Source organism: Methyloceanibacter sp. (genome assembly GCF_050728395.1).
Classification (GTDB): Bacteria; Pseudomonadota; Alphaproteobacteria; order Rhizobiales; family Methyloligellaceae; genus Methyloceanibacter.
In genome coordinates, this window is the sequence record NZ_JBOHJB010000024.1 from 18,199 (window position 1) to 36,955 (window position 18,757).

General features: G+C 64.1%; 16 protein-coding genes. 11 read left to right on the forward strand and 5 right to left on the reverse strand.

The features are described from left to right. Positions 1 to 73 precede the first annotated feature (73 nt). Entirely contained in the window at positions 74 to 958 is an 885-nt protein-coding gene (gene mutM, locus ACREC7_RS06340) for a bifunctional DNA-formamidopyrimidine glycosylase/DNA-(apurinic or apyrimidinic site) lyase (protein WP_431554845.1), read from the forward strand. Between the two features lie 16 nt (positions 959 to 974). Continuing rightward, complete coding sequence (locus ACREC7_RS06345; RefSeq protein ID WP_431554846.1) at positions 975 to 1,793, forward strand: enoyl-CoA hydratase; 819 nt, start codon at positions 975 to 977, stop codon at positions 1,791 to 1,793. A gap of 185 nt (positions 1,794 to 1,978) precedes the next feature. Here ACREC7_RS06345 and ACREC7_RS06350 read toward each other — a convergent pair whose 3' ends face one another. The 3 genes from ACREC7_RS06350 to ACREC7_RS06360 all read right to left on the reverse strand — a co-directional run bounded on the left by ACREC7_RS06350 (position 1,979) and on the right by ACREC7_RS06360 (position 6,187). Then, positions 1,979 to 2,248: a hypothetical protein gene (locus ACREC7_RS06350; RefSeq protein WP_431554847.1), complete on the reverse strand. Its 270-nt coding sequence runs from the start codon at positions 2,246 to 2,248 to the stop codon at positions 1,979 to 1,981. A gap of 423 nt (positions 2,249 to 2,671) precedes the next feature. Further along, positions 2,672 to 4,288 (reverse strand): caspase family protein, encoded by a 1,617-nt coding sequence (locus ACREC7_RS06355; protein ID WP_431554848.1) that lies wholly within the window; start codon positions 4,286 to 4,288, stop codon positions 2,672 to 2,674. An 891-nt stretch (positions 4,289 to 5,179) separates the two neighbouring features. After that, complete coding sequence (locus ACREC7_RS06360; RefSeq protein ID WP_431554849.1) at positions 5,180 to 6,187, reverse strand: NAD-dependent epimerase; 1,008 nt, start codon at positions 6,185 to 6,187, stop codon at positions 5,180 to 5,182. A 206-nt stretch (positions 6,188 to 6,393) separates the two neighbouring features. Here ACREC7_RS06360 and rpsT point away from each other — a divergent pair, with 206 nt between their 5' ends. From rpsT to ACREC7_RS06405, 9 genes are all read left to right on the forward strand, one after another. Next, on the forward strand, positions 6,394 to 6,663 hold the full coding sequence (gene rpsT / locus ACREC7_RS06365) for a 30S ribosomal protein S20 (RefSeq protein ID WP_431554850.1): 270 nt from the start codon (positions 6,394 to 6,396) through the stop codon (positions 6,661 to 6,663). A gap of 589 nt (positions 6,664 to 7,252) precedes the next feature. Beyond that, positions 7,253 to 7,675, forward strand: a complete 423-nt coding sequence (locus ACREC7_RS06370; protein ID WP_431554851.1) for a rhodanese-like domain-containing protein — start codon at positions 7,253 to 7,255, stop codon at positions 7,673 to 7,675. A gap of 120 nt (positions 7,676 to 7,795) precedes the next feature. Further along, entirely contained in the window at positions 7,796 to 9,223 is a 1,428-nt protein-coding gene (gene dnaA, locus ACREC7_RS06375) for a chromosomal replication initiator protein DnaA (RefSeq protein ID WP_431554852.1), read from the forward strand. Between the two features lie 200 nt (positions 9,224 to 9,423). After that, entirely contained in the window at positions 9,424 to 10,542 is a 1,119-nt protein-coding gene (dnaN, locus tag ACREC7_RS06380; protein WP_431554853.1) for a DNA polymerase III subunit beta, read from the forward strand. A 44-nt stretch (positions 10,543 to 10,586) separates the two neighbouring features. Continuing rightward, a complete protein-coding gene (gene recF / locus ACREC7_RS06385) occupies positions 10,587 to 11,744 on the forward strand; it encodes a DNA replication/repair protein RecF (RefSeq protein WP_431554854.1) in 1,158 nt (385 codons plus the stop codon). Between the two features lie 67 nt (positions 11,745 to 11,811). After that, entirely contained in the window at positions 11,812 to 14,244 is a 2,433-nt protein-coding gene (gene gyrB, locus ACREC7_RS06390) for a DNA topoisomerase (ATP-hydrolyzing) subunit B (RefSeq protein WP_431554855.1), read from the forward strand. 24 nt (positions 14,245 to 14,268) lie between these two features. Further along, positions 14,269 to 14,508, forward strand: coding sequence for a DUF4160 domain-containing protein (locus tag ACREC7_RS06395; RefSeq protein WP_431554856.1), 240 nt, complete (start codon positions 14,269 to 14,271; stop codon positions 14,506 to 14,508). Between the two features lies 1 nt (position 14,509). After that, a complete protein-coding gene (locus tag ACREC7_RS06400; protein WP_431554857.1) occupies positions 14,510 to 14,803 on the forward strand; it encodes a DUF2442 domain-containing protein in 294 nt (97 codons plus the stop codon). 143 nt (positions 14,804 to 14,946) lie between these two features. Continuing rightward, positions 14,947 to 16,962: a transglycosylase domain-containing protein gene (locus tag ACREC7_RS06405; protein WP_431554858.1), complete on the forward strand. Its 2,016-nt coding sequence runs from the start codon at positions 14,947 to 14,949 to the stop codon at positions 16,960 to 16,962. Positions 16,963 to 16,966: 4 nt separating this feature from the next. Here ACREC7_RS06405 and ACREC7_RS06410 read toward each other — a convergent pair whose 3' ends face one another. After that, positions 16,967 to 17,809 (reverse strand): M48 family metallopeptidase, encoded by an 843-nt coding sequence (locus tag ACREC7_RS06410; RefSeq protein WP_431554859.1) that lies wholly within the window; start codon positions 17,807 to 17,809, stop codon positions 16,967 to 16,969. Between the two features lie 89 nt (positions 17,810 to 17,898). Then, positions 17,899 to 18,757, reverse strand: an 859-nt coding sequence (gene phaZ, locus ACREC7_RS06415) for a polyhydroxyalkanoate depolymerase (RefSeq protein WP_431554860.1), incomplete at its 5' end; no start/stop codon positions are given.

Below are 18,757 nucleotides of genomic sequence, written 5' to 3' on the forward strand. Positions count from 1 at the left end.
ACAATAGCGCAAGGCCGGATTTCAAGCTATTGTTGCGCCGCAACGGAATTCTTTCGCATTGCGGTAACAATTGATGCCCGAACTGCCTGAGGTCGAGACGGTCAGACTGGGCCTTGCGCCGGTGCTCGTCGGCAACAGCTTCCGCTGCGTCGAGCAGCGGCGCCAAGACTTGCGCTTTCCGCTGCCGAAGCATTTCGCCGAGCGCCTGCAAGGGCGAAAGGTCGATGCGCTCGACCGGCGCGCGAAATATCTGCTTGCCCGCCTCGACGACGGCGAGGTGCTGGTGATGCATCTCGGCATGACCGGCCGCTTCAGCATCGATCAGGCGAACGGAAAAACGCTCGAGCTCGGCGAGTTTGAGGACGAGCGGAAGCCCGCACCGAAGCACGAGCACGTCGTGTTCCATCTCGCCGACGGCACTTCAGTGCGCTACAGCGACACGCGCCGCTTCGGGCTCATGGATCTCATCCCCGGCAAGACGCTGCCTGCGCATGCGCTGTTCAAGGGGCTCGGTGTCGAGCCGTTAAGTCCGGACTTCACACCCGAATGGCTCGGCAACAGGCTCAAGGGCAAGGCCACGTCGATCAAGGCGGCGCTGGTCGATCAACGCCTGATCGCCGGTCTCGGCAACATCTATGCCTGCGAGGTGCTGTTTCGCGCCGGCATCTCGCCGCTCCGGCTCGCCGGGACGCTCGCGACCAAGACCGGCAAGCCCACGAAAGCGATCGAAGCTTTGGTCAAGGCGGTGAAGGCCGTGCTCGGCGATGCGATCAAGGCCGGCGGCTCCTCGTTACGCGACTACGTCCGCGCCGACGGCAGGCTCGGGCGCTTCCAGCATTCCTTCAAAGTGTACGGGCGCGAGGGAAAACCCTGTCGAAAGAAAGGCTGCCGCGGCACCGTGCGCCGCATCGTCCAGAGCGGCCGCTCGACCTTCTACTGCCCAAACTGTCAACGATAAGGGAACAAGACGCACCATGTTTGCCAATGACTTGACCAGGGAACGAGACCTCAAGCCTGCCGCTCAGTACGAGACGATCATCGTCACCACGGAAGGAAAGGTCGGGCTGATCACCCTCAACCGCCCGCACGCGCTGAACGCGCTGAACGCGCTCCTGATCAAGGAGCTCAACCTCGCGCTCGACGCCTTCGAGGCCGATCCGGAGATCGGCTGCATCGTCATCACCGGCAGCGAGAAGGCGTTTGCCGCCGGCGTCGACATCAAGGAAATGCACAAGAAGACCTTCGTCGAGGCCTATGGCAGCGACTTCATCGCGCCTTTCGATCGCATCAGTCATTGCCGCAAGCCGATCATCGCGGCGGTCGCTGGCTACGCACTCGGCGGCGGCTGCGAGCTAGCCATGTCCTGCGACATCATCCTTGCGGGCGACAATGCCTCCTTCGGCCAGCCTGAGATCAATCTCGGCATCATGCCCGGCGCCGGCGGCACGCAGAGGCTCACCCGCGCCGTCGGCAAGGCCAAGGCCATGGAGCTTTGCTTGACCGGCCGGCGCATGGACGCCGTCGAGGCCGAGCGCTCGGGGCTGGTGAGCCGCATCGTGCCGGTCGCGCAACTGCATGACGAGGCGATGAAGGTCGCCGACAAGATCGCCAATCTGTCGCAGCACGCGGTGATGATGATCAAGGAGGCGATCAATCGCGGCTTCGCCACGACGCTCGCCGAAGGCACGCGCTTCGAGCGCGGGCAGTTCTACTCGCTGTTCGCCACCGAAGATCAGAAAGAGGGCATGGCGGCCTTCATCGAGAAGCGGCCGCCGATGTTCAAAAACCGCTAAGGCAGCGACTGCTTCGCCCAGCGTATCGCACCTTCATCCCTCCCCTTGATGGGGAGGGTGGCGAGCCCGGCCTCAAGCCGGGATCGCCGGGTGGGGTGAAACGCTCGGTCCCCACCCCGACGGCCTTTGGCGTCGTCGGACCTCCCCGCAAGGGGGAGGTAAGAACAGGTCAGCGAGAACTCCGCTCACGCGGGCATCGGCTCCGGCCCTTGCGCGGGCGGGTCCTCTTGGGTCTCTGGCCGATCGTTCGAGACCACCAGCCGCAGCGTGCTTTCGGGCTCAGGCACCGGCGCAGGCTGATCGTCCTTTGCGGTTGCTTCCATCGCCGAAACGATCGCTTCGAGCGTCTCCCGGAGCTTCAAATAATCGAACCGCGCCCAATAGCAATCTTCGCCAGGAGACCGTTCGCCCGGGGGCCAGTCAGAGGCAGCCTTGTGATTATTGTTACGCGACATGGGGGCCATCCTTCCAACACCTGGATTGAGAAACCGTTGAAGAACCAGCCTGTTCCACGTCAGGCGCAGCTTCTTCAGGGTCGTGTGATTTGGGCAACAGACGGCTGCTCGCGGCGCCGCCGCGCAATTTGCGTCATGCCTGGTTTCGAAGTGCCGAGCATTTGAAGGAGAGATGTTATGTTCCGACCCCAGCTTCAAGCGGGAGGAGGGACATGCAGGGAAAAGTTACCGTGATCGCCTACCACCGCGCCAAGCCTGGCACGGAGGCCGCGTTGCGCGAGGCGCCGTGCGCGAGATTGAGGAAAGTGGCGCTGTAAGCCCCAAGCATGGGCCTTGGTGTGCTCCTGCTCATCGCGGCGATTCGGCCGCTCGCTGCGGAGCTGCTGACGGTGGCCCCTGCTCGCGGGCTATTCCGTTGAATCTTCAGTTCGCGATATCAAAACTCAAATTCCCAAAATTGTAACGGGGAACCTGTGTCCAAATTCCGTCCTCCAGCGCCGGTACCTTGTGCATCCTCACTTCCTTGACCCGAAGCTTGCCGTCCTTTTGGTCCAACCAGAAGTCGATGTCGTAATACTCGTCCTGGCTGCCTGGCCTCCGAAAATCAGTGCACACAAAATATTGCCCGGTCTTCTTCACGTGACGCACCGGCTGGTGGATTTCTACGAATTCGAGCGGCTCTGTTTTCCCGGTCTTGTCGTTCCGGATGAGAAGGTTGCCGTTCGCGTCTTTGTTGGTGACGATGTAGCTGTGGATCGCGCTCATCACCTGCCAAGCTTGTGTCGTCTTGGCGTCGCCCGGCTTTTCCGGGGTCGGAAGCCACCACCAAGCGATGGGCATTCGGGTGACCATGAACCAACTGTCGCCCTCCTGCTTGGGCCCCTTCTGAATTCTGATATCCATGAGCTTGAGAGCGGAACCCTCCGGCTTGAACCAGAAGTCGACGGCGTAGTGCTTTTGGTCATTGCCCTTGTCGTGGAAGTTGGCGTTGGCGACGAGGCCATAGCCTTCAAGGTTCCGGACCAAGTTGACTTTCTCGAAGGAAAGTTTCAGCTCGGCGTTCAGCTTCGGGTCGCGAAAGGCAAAGACCCCATCGTTGCTCCGCTCGTCGACCGCCTTGTGCATCGCTCTCACCACGGGATCGCCCTCGGGTTCGGACGCCTCGGGCTTCGGAGGTGTGATCACCGCCGGCTCGACGGGCGGCGGCGGCGCGACGGGTGCTGGCGGCGGCGTGACGGCCGCCACCTGCTGCTGCGCCTGCGGCGACGACGGCGCTGGATTAAAGGCAAAATCATCCGTGAGGGAGGAGTTGTCCCAGGGCACCTGCTTGCCGGCGGTGGCGGCGATGACCTCTTGGCGGACCTGCCGCATCAGAAGGGCGATATCGAGACCTGGCCTCTCCATATGTTCGAGGAGCGCAGCAGTGAACGGGCTATGGTCCCCCTCGCCGTCGAGCGCAACATTGCCTGGTTGGGTCGCAAAGGCGATGAGCGTGCCGATACCGGTCTCGATCCGGGCCAGCCCCCGCCCAATTGCGGCCGACCGCGTGCCCATGGTGCGCGCAAGATTGCGTGCAAGCGGGTTGTCGCGGCAGGCGTCGAGAAGGACGATATTGACGCGCGGTTCCCGCTCCATCTGGGCGAGGATGGTCTCGACCTGAACCATCTCGAAATCGAGATCGGCTTCGTTTTCAAGCTTGGCGTCGATCGGGGCGAGATAGTTGCGGTCGGCTACGCGAAGGCCATGCCCCGCATAGAAGACGACCGCAGTGTCGGCGCCTACGAGCGCGCGCGAGAAATCGCGCACGGTTTGCGCGAAATGTTCATGATCGAGGTCAATGCCCTTGACCACCTCATAGCCTAGGCGGCTCAGCGTGGTCGCGACGGCTTCTGCATCGTTCTTGGGATTCTTGAGGGCTGGAACGTGTTCGTAGGATGAATTGCCGATCACGAGCGCGACGCGCTTCGCGGCTGACGCCGGCGGCGCAGCGCCGAGGACTGCGAGGGTAAAAGCAATGAGCACCAGGATCGCGCGGCGCATGGCTCCCCTCCCTTGGGAAACACGCCAGGTTCAGCAACTATCGCGCGAAAACCTAGCGACGCCAAGCTGAACCGAGGCTGAACACGATCCGTGCTCACCCTTCAGGGGAGAGTGGCGAGCCCGGCCTCAAGCCGGGATCGCCGGGTGGGGTCAGGTGTAGAAGAATGGCCCCCACCCCGACGCCGCCCGAAGGGGCGTCGTCGGACCTCCCCGCAAGGGGGAGGTATGAAACTTATCCCCGCTCCCCAGGGCGCGATTATGCTGCACTCACCTCGTCCACTGAGGGGCGCTTTCATGAGGCGTCGTGAGGCGGGACGAGGCGCGGCGCCCTGCGGGTCTGGTTCACAAGCCAGGCACTCGGGCGGCGACGGGGCTCCCCCCGGGACCACTAAGGGTCCCTGCCAGGAGCTGGCTGACGACCCTGGGGTCTATCCCAAACGCGCATCTCCATTCGAGAGACAGAGCGCGGGGCACTCAGGGCGAAAGCGGGGCCCGGCCGGTCGCTAAATCGTCGCAAATGAGCATGCGCCAACGCTTCCACACTCGTGTGTTCGCTGCTTGAGCGCATGTGGCGCGCCGAGAGGCGCCCGCGCGTCTCCGCCGGAGACGCGACCCATAATGGCATGCGCTTGTCGGCGCGCCATCCCCTCGCGCATCCGCCGAGGGATAGATGAGATAAAGCCCGGACGCCTGATCGCGTCGCGGCAACGGAGAGTCATGACTGAATGAGGGTCGAGGCTATCGCATCCTTTCATCCCTCCCCTTCAGGGGAGGGTGGCGAGCCCGGCTTCGAGCCGGGATCGCCGGGTGGGGTGAAGCGCTCGGGCCCCACCCCGACGCCGCCCGAACGGCGTCGTCGGACCTCCCCACAAGGGGGAGGTATGCCGAACGTCAAACCCCGTAAAACTCGCGATACCAGGCGACGAAGCGCTTCACGCCGACTGCGATCGGGGTCGAGGGCTCGAAGCCAACGGCATTTTTCAGCGCCTCGACATCGGCGTAAGTCTCCTCGACGTCGCCGGGCTGCGCCGGAAGCATCTCAAGCTCTGCCTTGCGGCCAACCGCGTCCTCGATCACGGCGATATAGTCGAGCAGAGATACGGGCGAGTGATTGCCGATATTGTAGAGCCGGTAGGGCGCCGACGAGGTGGCGGGATCGGGATTCTCAGGCCGCCAGTCCGGGTCAGGCGTGGCGATCACGTCGACCGTGCGCACCACGCCCTCCACCACGTCGTCGATATAGGTGAAGTCGCGCGCGTGGTGGCCGTAATTGAACACGGGGATGGGCTTGCCTTCGAGAATGTTGCGGGTGAACTGGAAGAGCGACATGTCGGGCCGCCCCCACGGGCCGTACACCGTGAAGAAGCGCAAGCCGGTCACCGGAAGGCCGAAGAGATGGGCGTAGGAATGCGCCATCAGCTCGTTCGCCTTCTTGGTCGCGCCGTAAAGGCTCACCGGATGATCGACATTGTCGCTGACGCTGAAGGGGAGCTTGCGGTTCGCGCCATAGACCGAGCTCGACGAGGCATAGACGAGATGCTCAACGCCGTGGTGGCGGCAGCCTTCCAGCACATGCAGGGTTCCGGCGACATTGGCCTCGATATAGGCGTGGGGGTGGTTGAGCGAATAGCGGACGCCGGCTTGCGCGGCGAGGTGGATGACGCGCTCGGGCCTCTCCTCGGCGAACACCGCCTCGACCACCTCGCGCTCGGCAAGGTCGGCCTTGATGAAATGGAATCCGTTGCGGCCCTTGAGCCGCTCAAGACGCGCCTCTTTGATGGAGACATCGTAATATGGGCTCATATTGTCGAGCCCAATGACCTCGTCGCCGCGGTCGAGCAGCCGGGCCGCCGTATGGAAACCGATGAAGCCGGCGGCGCCGGTAACCAGAATGCGCATGTGGTGTGCTCACCCCTCCTGCTCATGCAAACGAGCGAGGCCACAAGAGCCATCGGCGCTTTGCCCTGTCAACCGCGTGGGTGGCTAACGCGTCCAGTTGACGCTTGGGAGGCCGCTCGCTATAGACCGGGGCTCACTACTCCCCGTTTCTCCGTGCTTTCCGGGATCGGCCAGTGCCGAAGGGGCAAACGTTTAGGATCTGAACCATGGCCAATACTAGATCGGCGAAGAAGGCTGCCCGCCAAACCCTCCGCCGCACCGAAGCCAATAAGGGGCGCCGCAGCCGCATGCGCAGCTACGCGCGCAAAGTGGAAGAGGCGATCGCCGCCGGCAACAAGGAAGCCGCAGCAGCAGCGCTGAAAGAGGCCGAGCCGGTCTTGGCGCGCACGGCGCAGAAGGGCCTCCTGCATCGCAAGGCCGCCGCGCGCAAGGTGTCGCGGCTCTCCAAGCGCGTCAGCGCCATGCCGGGCGCCTGACCAAAAAAAGCACGACTGTTGCGCTGGAGTGACAAACGGGTGGGACATTTGCCCTGCGCAACCGCTCACGCGTGTCAATTCGGTGAAGATATTTCAACCGTTTGACTGCGATCTTGTGACCCCGGCCTCGCGCGGCTCCCTACCCCCAGAAAAATTTCCAATTCTGTGACACTTGCATAACCTGTGCGCTACTGCCTCAGGCGGCGGCGCTTCAGCCAGGATTCAGCCTTGCCGTCAGGGGTTTGCCGGAAGCTGCCAATGCGCCGTCGACCTTGGATTCCGGGGCTCTCCGCGCGGGGGCGTCGCTTGCTCACCCCCGTGCCCATGTGTATAGTCCAACCATCCGAACGGGGCAGTTCCCCTCCTCACAATTGAGCGTATGCCACCTGGCCGCAGCCGGGGCGCACTTGTCTTGTCTCGATTGTCGGGGTTGTGGGAAAGTTGTAGACAGTTAACGATAATCCTGTGTGTGGCTTTGTGTGCGGGTTCAGCGTAGCCACCACATATAGTGGCTGACACTCCAATTCTTCTTTGATGTTGCTTGGGATCGAGCGGCGAAGTGTCCTTTGAGCAACCAGGGGTTCGATAGATGGTCGACGAAGTCGACATTGCTGCGACGTGGGAGGGTCTTACGTCAGACGCCCGCTCCCAGCTTGTCGACGTGCGCACGCGCGCGGAGTGGACCTATGTCGGAATTCCTGACCTCGGACCGATCGGCAAACGGGCTGTCCTCGTCGAGTGGCAGACCTTTCCCGACCAGAGCGTCGATGCGCGCTTCGTCGAGCGCCTCGCCGGCGAACTCAAAGCACTTGGCGTGCAGCTTGATGACGACCTCTATTTTATTTGCCGTTCGGGTAGCCGGAGCCTGGCCGCGGCCAGAGCAATGGCTGAGGCGGGGTTCCGGTCTTGTCACAACGTCTTATGCGGCTTCGAAGGGCCGCTTGACGATTTGCGGCACCGCGGCGCCCTAACTGGGTGGAAAGCGTCCGGTCTCCCCTGGCTGCAAGGCTAGGCGGGAAGACCTGACATCAGGACGGTCACGACTGTCCGCGTCGAATTTGTTGACTGCTCAAGTAAGAAGCGTGCGGTGCGTAACGGCGCGAACCAGAACACATGGAGCAGAAGAAGAACCGTGGCACAGCAAGAGCAGTTCGCGTCCTCAGGCGATGCTTGGGGGCGGGTCAAAAGCCGGCTACGCGCGGAGTTGGGCGAGGATGTATTCGCCAGCTGGTTCAGGGGGGTCGAGCTCGAGCGCCTCGATGAGGGCTGCGTCCACCTGACGGTGGCGACGCGCTTCCTGCGCAATTGGCTTAGATCGCATTACTACGATTTCGTGCTGAGACTCCTCAGGTCCGAATGGGCCGAGGTCGAACGCGTGGAATTCCGCGTGCGGCAGCCGCATTTCGGCAATGAGCAGCCGAAGGAGCTTCTGCGCCAAAAACCGATGGCGATGCCCACGCTCGAAGAGGCGCCGCCTTTGCCCATGCCGCTGCGCACCGGCTATGGCGGCTTCGAAGGCTCGCCGCTCGACCCGAGGCTGACCTTCGCCACCTTCCTCGTCGGCGCCTCGAACCGCTTGTCGCACGCCGCGGCGCAGGAGGTTGCCGGCGCCTTTTCGACGCCGCAGCAGCTGTTCAACCCGCTCTTCGTCCATGGCAGCGTCGGTCTCGGCAAGACCCATTTGCTGCACGCGATCTCCTGGGACGTGAAGCAGCGCAAGCCCGAGGCGCAGGTCCTCTATCTCACCGCCGAGCGCTTTATGTCGGGTTTCGTGCAGGCCCTGCGGGCGCGCGACGCACTCGCCTTCAAGGAGAAGCTGCGCAAGATCGACATCCTGCTGATTGACGACATGGAGTTCCTGCAAGGGCCGACCATCCAGCAGGAGTTCTGCCACACGCTGAACTCGCTGATCGACGGCGGCCGTCAGGTCGTGGTGGCGGCCGACCGGGCGCCAACCCAGCTCGACAAGCTCGACATGCGCATGCGGTCGCGGCTTGGCGGCGGGCTCGTCGCCGAGATCGGGGTGATGGACTACGAGCTGCGCCACAAGATCCTGTCGAAGCGCGCCGCCGAGGCGTGTTCAGAGACACGTGGGCTTGCCATCTCCGACACGGTGCTCGCCTTCCTCGCCGAGCGCCTGACCGAGAGCGGGCGCGAGCTTGAGGGCGCCATCCATCGCTTGCGCGCGAGCTACCAGCTCACCGACGAGCCGGTCACCATCGAGGTCGCAGAGCAGATCGTGCGCGACCTGATGCGGGGAGCGGAACCGCGGCGGGTGCGCATCGACGACATCCTGCGTACCGTGTCGAAGCATTACGGCGTGAACCGCGGCGACCTCTTGTCCGGGCGGCGCAACCGCTCCATCGTCAGGCCGCGCCAGATCGGCATGTATCTGGCGAAGCTCCTGACCTCGCGCTCGCTGCCGGAGATCGGCCGCAGGTTCGGCAACCGCGATCACACCACGGTGCTGCATGCGATCCGCAAGATCGAGCAGCTCATGAACGACGACAATCAGCTGCGCGAGGAGATCGAGCTGCTGAAGCGGCTTTTACGCGACTAGGGGGGTTGAAAATCCGAGGAAATGGGGCGTTCCCGCCCCGCCTCCCGCTCTTGCAAATTTGCCCCTATCGGGTCAAGTTGAAGCGGGAGTTCTTAGCTTTCATCGCGCCTTTTCGGGGTTCTCGCGCCGGGTCCTTGACGGCTTCGGCCGGAATGCCTGCAACCACCCCGAAGGGGCGCCGGAGTGGTTTCGCTTAACCCATGCAATTCACCATCGATAAGCCTGCTCTGACCAAGGCGCTCGCCCATGTGGCGAGCGTGGTCGAGCGGCGCAACACCATTCCCATCCTGTCGAACGTGCATCTCGCCACGCGCAACAACGAGCTGAAGCTGACCTCGACCGACCTCGACATGGAGATCGTCGAGACGGTGCCGGCGCGGGCCAGAGGCGAAGGCGCGACCACGGTGCCAGCCCATATGTTCCACGACATCGTGCGCAAGCTGCCCGAGGGAACCGACATCGACATCGCGCGTGAGGGCGATCAGGGCCGGCTCACCATCAGTTGCGGTCAGGCGCGCTTCTCGCTCCAGACGCTGCCAGCCGACGACTTTCCGGCCTTGAGCGTCGACGATCTCGGCCACGCCTTCACCATGCCAGCGGCGGACCTCAGGCGCCTCATCGAGAAGACCCGCTTCGCCATCTCCACCGAGGAGACCCGCTACTATCTGAACGGCATCTATCTCCACGCCGCGGAAAGCGGCGGCAAGAAGGTGCTGCGGGCCGTCGCCACCGACGGCCATCGCCTGGCGCAAGTTGAATTGCCGTTGCCCGCCGGCGCCAAGGACATCCCCGGCGTGATCGTGCCGCGCAAGACCGTGGCTGAGCTTGCCAAGCTCGCTGAGGACGGCGATGGGGACGTGCGCATCGAGCTGTCGCCGTCGAAGATCCGCGTCTCGACGGCGCGCGTGGTGCTGACCTCCAAGCTGATCGACGGCACCTTCCCCGACTATGAGCGGGTGATCCCGCAAGGCAACGACAAGACCATGGAGGTCGACAACCACGCCTTCGCCGAGGCCGTCGATCGCGTCTCCACCCTGTCGAGCGACAAGGGCCGCGCGGTGAAGCTTTCCATCACCGACGGCAGGCTCACGCTTTCGGTCAACAATCCGGACAGCGGCAGCGCGAGCGAGGAGCTTCCCGTGGAGTATGGCTTCGATCCGCTCGAGATCGGCTTCAACGCCCGCTATTTGCTCGATATCTCTGGGCAGCTCGAAAGCGGCACCGCCGAGTTCCAGCTCGCCGATCCGGGCTCCCCGACCATGATCCGCGACGGCAAGGATGCGTCCGCTCTCTATGTGCTCATGCCGATGCGGGTATGAGGGCGGCCCCGAGCGGATATCGCGATCGGGCTGCACGTGAGGCGATGGGCGAAGCCGCTCGTGCCGAGGCTCGGCTCTATGTCGAGGAGCTGAGGCTCACCAATTTTCGCAATTACGAGCGAGCCGCGGCGAGCTTCGATGAGCGCCCGGTGGTGCTCGTCGGCGACAATGGCGCGGGCAAGACCAATCTGCTCGAAGCCGTGTCGCTGCTCGGCGCCGGACAAGGCTTGCGCGGGCGTCCCTATGACGAGCTTGCCCGCAAGGACGGCCCCGGCGGTTGGGCGGTCGCAGCCACAGTGATGTCGCTCGAAGGCGTGGTCGAGATCGGCACCGGCTTCGCGCTTGCCGGCGGAAGCGAAGGCTCAGGCCGCAGCGTGCGCATTGCCGGCAAGGACCAGAGCGCAGGCGCGTTAGCCCATTACGTGCATCTCGTCTGGGTGATCCCCGAGATGGACGGGCTGTTCACCGGGCCAGCATCGGAGCGCCGCCGTTTCCTCGACCGGCTGATGCTCGCCATCGATCCGAAGATGAGCGGCCCGCGCGGGCGCTACGAGCGCGCCATGCGGCAGCGGAACCGGCTGTTCCAGCTGCGCGAGGGATCGCCGTCGCTTTACGCCGGGCTTGAGGAGCAGATGGCCGAGGCTGGCGTGGCCATCGCCGCGGCGAGGCTCGATGCCATCGCCAGGCTCGCGGCGCTGATTCAGGCGACGCAGGAGGCGCGAGGGCCGGGACCCTTTCCCTTCGCCGTGCTGAGCCTCGAAGGCACGCTTGAGCGGGCTTTGATGGAGCGCCCTGCGGTCGAAGTGGAAGACGATTATGTGAGCCTCCTGTCGGAGGCGCGCGAGCGCGACCGCCTCGCCGGCCGGGCCCTTGCAGGACCGCATCTGAGCGACCTAATAGTGTTTCACGGCCCCCACAATGCCCCTGCCGGCAATTGCTCGTCTGGCGAGCAGAAGGCGCTTCTTCTCGGCCTCGTGCTCGCCAAGGCGAGGCTGATCCGTGAGCTTTCCGGCGCTGCCCCCCTCGTCCTCCTCGACGAGGTGGCGGCCCATCTCGACCAGGCCCGCCGAGAGGCCCTTTTTGACGAGATTCTGGACCTGAAAGCCCAAGCCTGGATGACCGGAACCGACCGGTCGATCTTCGCGCCAATCGCGTCGCAGGCCCAAATCTTGGCGGTGAATCGGGGTAGAATAAGCGCCTGATCAGGGCCCCGGTTTCGGCCGGCCAAGACGCCAGAAAAAGACATCGAAATCGACCCGCAAGGACCCAATGAAACGAGCCTCAGAAAAGAAACAAGCCGCGGCCTCCGACTATGGTGCCGAGTCCATCAAGGTGCTGAAAGGCCTCGATGCCGTGCGCAAGCGGCCTGGCATGTATATCGGCGACACCGACGACGGATCGGGCCTCCACCACATGGTCTACGAGGTGGTCGACAACGCCATCGACGAGGCGCTGGCCGGCTACTGCGACGAGATTCAAGTGACCTTGAACGCCGACGGCTCGGCCACGGTGGTGGATAACGGCCGCGGCATTCCCACCGAGATTCACAAAGGCGAAGGCGTGTCGGCGGCGGAAGTGATCATGACGCAGCTCCACGCCGGCGGGAAGTTCGACCAGAACTCATACAAGGTGTCCGGCGGCCTGCATGGCGTCGGCGTCTCCGTGGTCAATGCGCTGTCGTCCAGGCTCGACCTCACCATCTGGCGCGATGGCAAGGAGCATTTTCTGCGCTTTGCCCACGGCGTGCCGGTGGCGCCTCTCGCCGAGGTCGGTCCTGCGACCAGAACCGGCACGCGCGTCACCTTCGTACCGTCGACAAAGACCTTCACCATGGTCGAGTTCGACTACGCGACGCTCGAGCATCGCTTGCGCGAGTTGGCGTTCCTGAATTCGGGCGTGCGCATCGTGCTCTCCGATCATCGCGGCGTCGAGCCTAAGACCGAGGAGTTGCGCTACGACGGAGGCTTGCGCGCCTTCGTGCGCTTCCTCGACCGCACCAAGCACCCGCTGATCCCAGAGCCCATCGTGGTGGAGAAGGAGCAGGACAAGATCGTGGTCGAGGCGGCGCTGTGGTGGAACGACAGCTACCACGAGAACGTGCTCTGCTTCACCAACAACATCCCGCAGCGGGACGGTGGCACGCATCTCGCCGGCTTGCGCTCGGCACTCACCCGCACCGTCAACACCTACGCCGCCGAATCCGGCATTGCCAAGAAGGAGAAGGTGGCGCTGACCGGCGACGACGCCCGCGAGGGGTTCACTTGCGTGCTCTCGGTCAAGGTTCCGGACCCGAAATTCTCAAGCCAGACGAAGGACAAGCTTGTCTCCTCGGAGGTGCGCCCCGTGGTCGAAGGGGTCATGGCTGGAGCTCTGTCGCAGTGGTTCGAGGAGAATCCCGGAGAGGCGCGCGCCGTAGTGCAGAAGATCGTCGAGGCTGCTGCCGCGCGCGAGGCTGCGCGCAAAGCGCGCGAGCTGACGAGGCGCAAGGGCGCGCTCGACATATCGTCGCTGCCAGGCAAGCTCGCCGACTGCCAGGAGCGCGATCCCGCCAAGTCCGAGCTGTTCCTGGTCGAGGGCGACAGCGCCGGTGGCAGCGCCAAGCAGGCGCGCGACCGTGCCTTCCAGGCGGTGCTGCCGTTGCGCGGCAAGATCCTCAATGTGGAGCGGGCGCGTTTCGACAAGATGCTGTCGAGCCAGGAGATCGGCACGCTGATCACGGCGCTCGGCACCGGCATCGGCCATGACGAGTTCGACATCGGGAAACTCCGCTATCACAAGGTCATCATCATGACCGACGCCGATGTCGACGGATCGCATATCCGCACCTTGCTGCTGACGTTCTTCTACCGCCAGATGGCGGCGCTGATCGAGCAGGGACACCTGTTCATTGCTCAGCCGCCGCTATACAAGGTGAAGCGCGGAAGCCAAGAGCGCTACCTCAAGGACGAGAAGGCACTCGAGGAGTATCTCGTCGGCGAGGGGCTTGAGGACACCGTTCTCGTCTCCGGCGACGGCGCCACGCGCGCGGGCGCCGATTTGCGCGACATCGTCGACACTGCGCGCAAGATTGCCGGCATCCTCAAGGGCCTGCATTCGCGCTATCCGCGCTTCGTCATCGAGCAGGCGGCGATCGCCGGCGCGCTCTCGCCCAAGCTGCTGAAAGATGCCAAGCATGCGCAGGCAGCCGCTGCCTATATCGCCAAGCGTCTCGATGCGCTTGCCGAGGAGACCGAGCGCGGCTGGCGCGGCGAGGCGCTGCCCGAAGGCGGCTTACGCTTCTGGCGCGAGCTCAGGGGCGTGATGGAATCCCATCTTATCGATGGGCCGTTCATCGCTTCGGCCGATGCGCTCAAGCTCGATCAATATGCGGAACATCTCCAGGAGGTCTATGCCAAGCCCGCGACGCTGAAGCGCAAGGACATCTCCACCGTGGTGCACGGGGCCTCCGAGCTGCTCGACGCGGTGATGGCGGCTGGCCGCAAGGGGCTGACGCTGCAACGCTACAAGGGCCTCGGCGAGATGAACCCCGAGCAGCTATGGGAGACCACGCTCGACCTCAACTCCCGCACCATGCTGCAAGTGAAGGTGGGCGAGCTTGACGAGGCCGACGAGATCTTCTCGCGGTTGATGGGCGATGTGGTCGAGCCGCGCCGCGAATTCATCCAGGCCAACGCGCTCCAGGTGGCCAATCTGGACGTTTGAGATGAAGGATGATAGCGGAACTGCATGAGCCCAACTGTCCTTCGCGAGAAGGGCTACCGTTTTTTCTTCTTTTCAAAGGAGGAGCCTCGCTGCCACGTTCACGTGGAAGCCCGAGGCGGTGAGGCCAAATTCTGGCTTGAGCCTGAACTTCAGTTGGCTCGGAACCATGGCCTTTCGCGCAAGCAGCTCAAAGAGGCAGAGGCCATCGTGGAGGACAACTATGACCGGATCGTTCGCGCTTGGCACGAGCACTTCAGGAGTTGAAGTGACAAACATCTCTGCTCAGGGGATCTGGCTGCTCGCCAGAGACAAGGAGCTGTTTCTTCCTTATGAGGACTTTCCGTGGTTCAAGGATGCTCCTGTGGGGGCGATCCTCAAAGTCGAGGAACCAAGACGGGGCCACTTCTATTGGCCGGACCTCGATGTCGATCTCACGGAAGAGATCATCGAGCATCCGGAACGCTTCCCCCTCGTGTCGAGAAAATCGGCCGTGGATGGGCCGAGACCCTCGGGTCGTGGCCCCCGAGGGCGGGCTGAGCCCGGCCATGACGGAGACTAGAGGGCTGATTGAGTTGAAATCCTCTAGCTCCGCCAGGGGCCACTCGCCTTAACCCTGGGTCAATCTGAAACAACTAGCCTCTAGGCGCCAAGGCTCGTGGGGGCGCCTGCCCCGCGATCGCGGACGGCTGGGGCAAGCAAACCATGGCAGCACGGCGGAAGCCAAAGCCAGCGGCGAAGTCTGCAAAGGGGAAAGAGCGCGTCGAACCGCATTTCGGCGGCAAGCGCGCGCCCGCGCGGAAGCCCCGCAAGACGCAAGCGCAGAGAAACACGGATCGCCCGTTCCGGCGCGCCGTACTCCGCGTCCTGTTCATGGCTTGCGCCTGGGTGGTTCTCATGCTCGGCGGGGCCTTCCTTTATTTCGTTGCCCGCCTGCCCGATCCGATCCTGCTCACCCTCGACGACCGGCCGCCAAACCTCACCATCCTTGCCTCCGACGGCACCGTGCTCGCCGAGCGGGGCTTGAGGCGCGGCTATGTCCGCCTCGACCGGCTGCCGCCTTATCTGCCCCGCGCGGTGATCGCCACCGAGGACCGCCGCTTCTACAACCATCTCGGCGTCGATCCGGTCGGCCTCGTCCGCGCCGGCATGCGCAATCTCGCGGCTGGCAGCGTGGTCCAGGGCGGCTCGACCATCACCCAGCAGCTCGCCAAGAACCTGTTCCTCTCGCCAGACCGCACCTTTGCCCGCAAGCTCGAAGAGGCGATCTATGCCATCTGGCTCGAGCGGCGCTTCACCAAGGACGAGATTCTCGAACTTTACCTCAACCGCGTCTATTTCGGCGGCGGCACCTATGGCGTCGAGGCGGCGGCGCGGCGCTATTTCGGGCGCTCGGCGCGGTCGGTGACCTTGACGCAGGCGGCGCTGCTTGCCGGCCTCCTGAAGGCGCCTTCGCGCTATGCGCCGACGCGCAATGTCGAGCTCGCAACCACGCGTGTCGACATCGTGCTCGACAATATGGTCGAGGCCGGATTCCTTTCGAGCGCGGAAGCCGAGGCCGCCGCCGCAGAGCCCTTGCGGCTCAGGACCTTCAGCGACGAGACGGGATATCCTTATGCCGTCGACTGGGTGGCCGAGACCTTGCCCGAGGTGGTCGGCAACACCGAAGGCGATCTCATCGTGGAGACCACCATCGATGCCGGCCTTCAGCGCGCCGCGCAATTGACGCTGCGCCAGACGCTCGACACTGAAGGCAAGGCCCTCGATGTGAGCGAAGGCGCCGTGGTGGTGCTCGACACGAGCGGCGGGATCAAGGCGCTGATCGGCGGCCGCTCCTACCGGACGAGCCCCTTCGACCGCGCGGTGAAGGCGCTCCGCCAGCCCGGCTCAGCCTTCAAGCCTTTCGTCTATCTCACCGCGCTCGAAAGCGGCTATACGCCCGACTCGATCGCCGACGACGCGCCGGTCGCCGTGGACGGCTGGTCGCCAAAGAACCATACCGGCACCTATCGCGGCGCTGTGACGCTGCGCGACAGCTTCGCCCAGTCGATCAACACCGTCGCGGTGAAGCTTGCCGACGATGTCGGCCGCGGCAACGTGGTCAGCACGGCGCGGCGGCTCGGCATCCGCTCGGAGCTGCACGACCGTCCGTCGCTCGCGCTCGGCACCGCCGAGGTCACCCCGCTCGAGCTCGTCGCCGCCTACGTTCCGTTCGCCAATGGCGGCGACGGCATCACCCCGCATATCGTCGCCCGCGTGCGCAACGGCGACGGCAAGCTGCTCTACGAGTACAAGGGCGCGAAGCTCGGCAGGGTCGTCGATCAGTCCTATGTCGCGGAAATGAACGACATGATGAACGCGACGATGGTCAGCGGCACCGGACGGCAAGCGGCGCTCCCCGACCAGATCGCCGGCGGCAAGACCGGCACCAGCCAAGGCTCGCGCGATGCCTGGTTCGTGGGCTACACCGCCCACTATGTTGGCGGGGTTTGGGTCGGCAACGACGACGGCTCGAAGATGCGCAACGTGACCGGCGGAACGCTGCCGGCGCATATCTGGCATGACATCATGGTCTACGCGCATGAGGGCAAGCAGCCGCTGGCGCTGCCGGGCACGCGCTCGCCTTGGCTCGAGGAGGCGTCGTCGCGGTGGCCTGCGCCAACGGAGAGGACGAACGCGCCGCTCTACCGCCGCATGATCGACCTTCTCTCCGGCGGGTAGTCCGCTACTCGATGGTGCGCATCGGCGAGCGTCCGTGCGCGGAGGGCAGCATGCCTTCCGAGCCGTAGCGATGCAGGCTGGCGCCGTGCTTACGCAACCACGACCTCGCCTCCTCATGACGCGGCATGGTGCGCTCGACCAGGTTCCAGAAGCGCGGTCCGTGATTCATGTGCCCGAGATGGGCGACCTCGTGCGCCGCGAGATAGTCGAGCACGAAGGGCGGTGCGAGCACGAGCCGCCAGGAGAAGGACAAGGCACCGGTGGTCGAGCACGATCCCCAGCGCGTGGTCTGGTCGCGCACGAAGATGCGCGCAGGCCTGAGACCGAGCCGGCCCGCATGCGCGTCGACGCGTGTCTTCAGATCCTGATGCGCCTGTCGCTTCAGCCAGTCGAGCATGCGCCGCGGCGCGTGCTCCGGCTCGCCGGCGACGATGAGGCGCGGCAATCTGCGGATCGGCAGCCTCGCTCCTTGCGGCCAGGCCGGCGCGGCCTTGGCGTCCTCGGCGGCTTCCATCCACACCACGCCACGCCGGCGCACGGCGCCGGCAAAGCGCAGCTGATGGGCGAAACCGCGTAATGGCACGATGGCGCCGTGGGTGAAGGGCACGGGCTCGGACAATCCGGCGACGCGCTCTTTCAGCCAATCGAGATGGCGCGATAGGAATTCATCCGCATCGGCGAAGCTCGAATAGACCGGCATGGTGAGTATGGCCCCGCGCCGGGCTTCACTCACTTGCAGGCTGAAGCGCCGCGCGCGTGAGCTGCGGCGCAACAGAAGGGGAAGTTCCAGCCCCTTAACCTTAACTTCGATGGTTTCGCCGTTACCGGGCCTCAGCCGCCTAAGCATGACACATACGCTCCCTGCGCCGACCGATTTGAGCCTCGATTCGGCGAAGCTACGATAGCACAGGCGTCAAGAAAGGCGCTGCCTAAGCTTTAGGACATCCGGCTGAAGGACCGCGCCAACAGCCCCCTACGCCTCTGATTGGCGGCGACGAAGCTATTGATTTTAGGTACGATTTCGGCGCGGAAGCGAGACCCGTTGAACACGCCATAGTGACCGGCCCCCGGCTGCAGGTGATGTTGCCGCATGGAGCTCGGAAGGTTCGTGCACAGATTATGTGCAGCGAAGGTCTGACCGATCCCCGAAATGTCGTCCTTCTCGCCTTCTACCGTCATGAGCGCCACCCGGCGGATGGATTGAGGGTCGACCCGGCTGTTGCGATGCACCATCTCCCCCTTTGGCAGGGCATGCCGGAGAAAGACCGTGTCGATGGTCTGCAAGTAGTACTCGGCAGTGAGATCCATGACGGCAAGAAACTCGTCGTAAAATTCGCGATGCTTGTCGGCCGAGTCGCCGTCGCCTCTGATCAGATTATGGAACAGATGGCGGTGAGCGGTGATGTGGCGGTCGAGATTCATGCCCATGAACCCGCTCAACTGTAGGAAGCCCGGATAAACGTGCCGCATCATCCCCTTATGCGGCCACGGAACCTGCGTGATGACGTTCCGCTCGAACCATTCGAGGCTGCGCCCATCGGCGAAGCGGTTGACCGCCGTGGGGTTCACGCGCGCGTCGATGGGACCCGCCATGAGGATCATGGAACGCGGGACGGAGCGGTCCCGCTCAGCCTCGAGCAGCGATATTGCGGCGAATACCGGCACGGTCGGCTGGCAGACCGCCATCACATGCACGTCGCCTTGGAAATACCTTATAAACTCAATGACATAGTCGATGTAGTCATCCAGGTCGAAGGGACCTGCGGAACGAGGGACGCGGCGGGCGTCCCGCCAC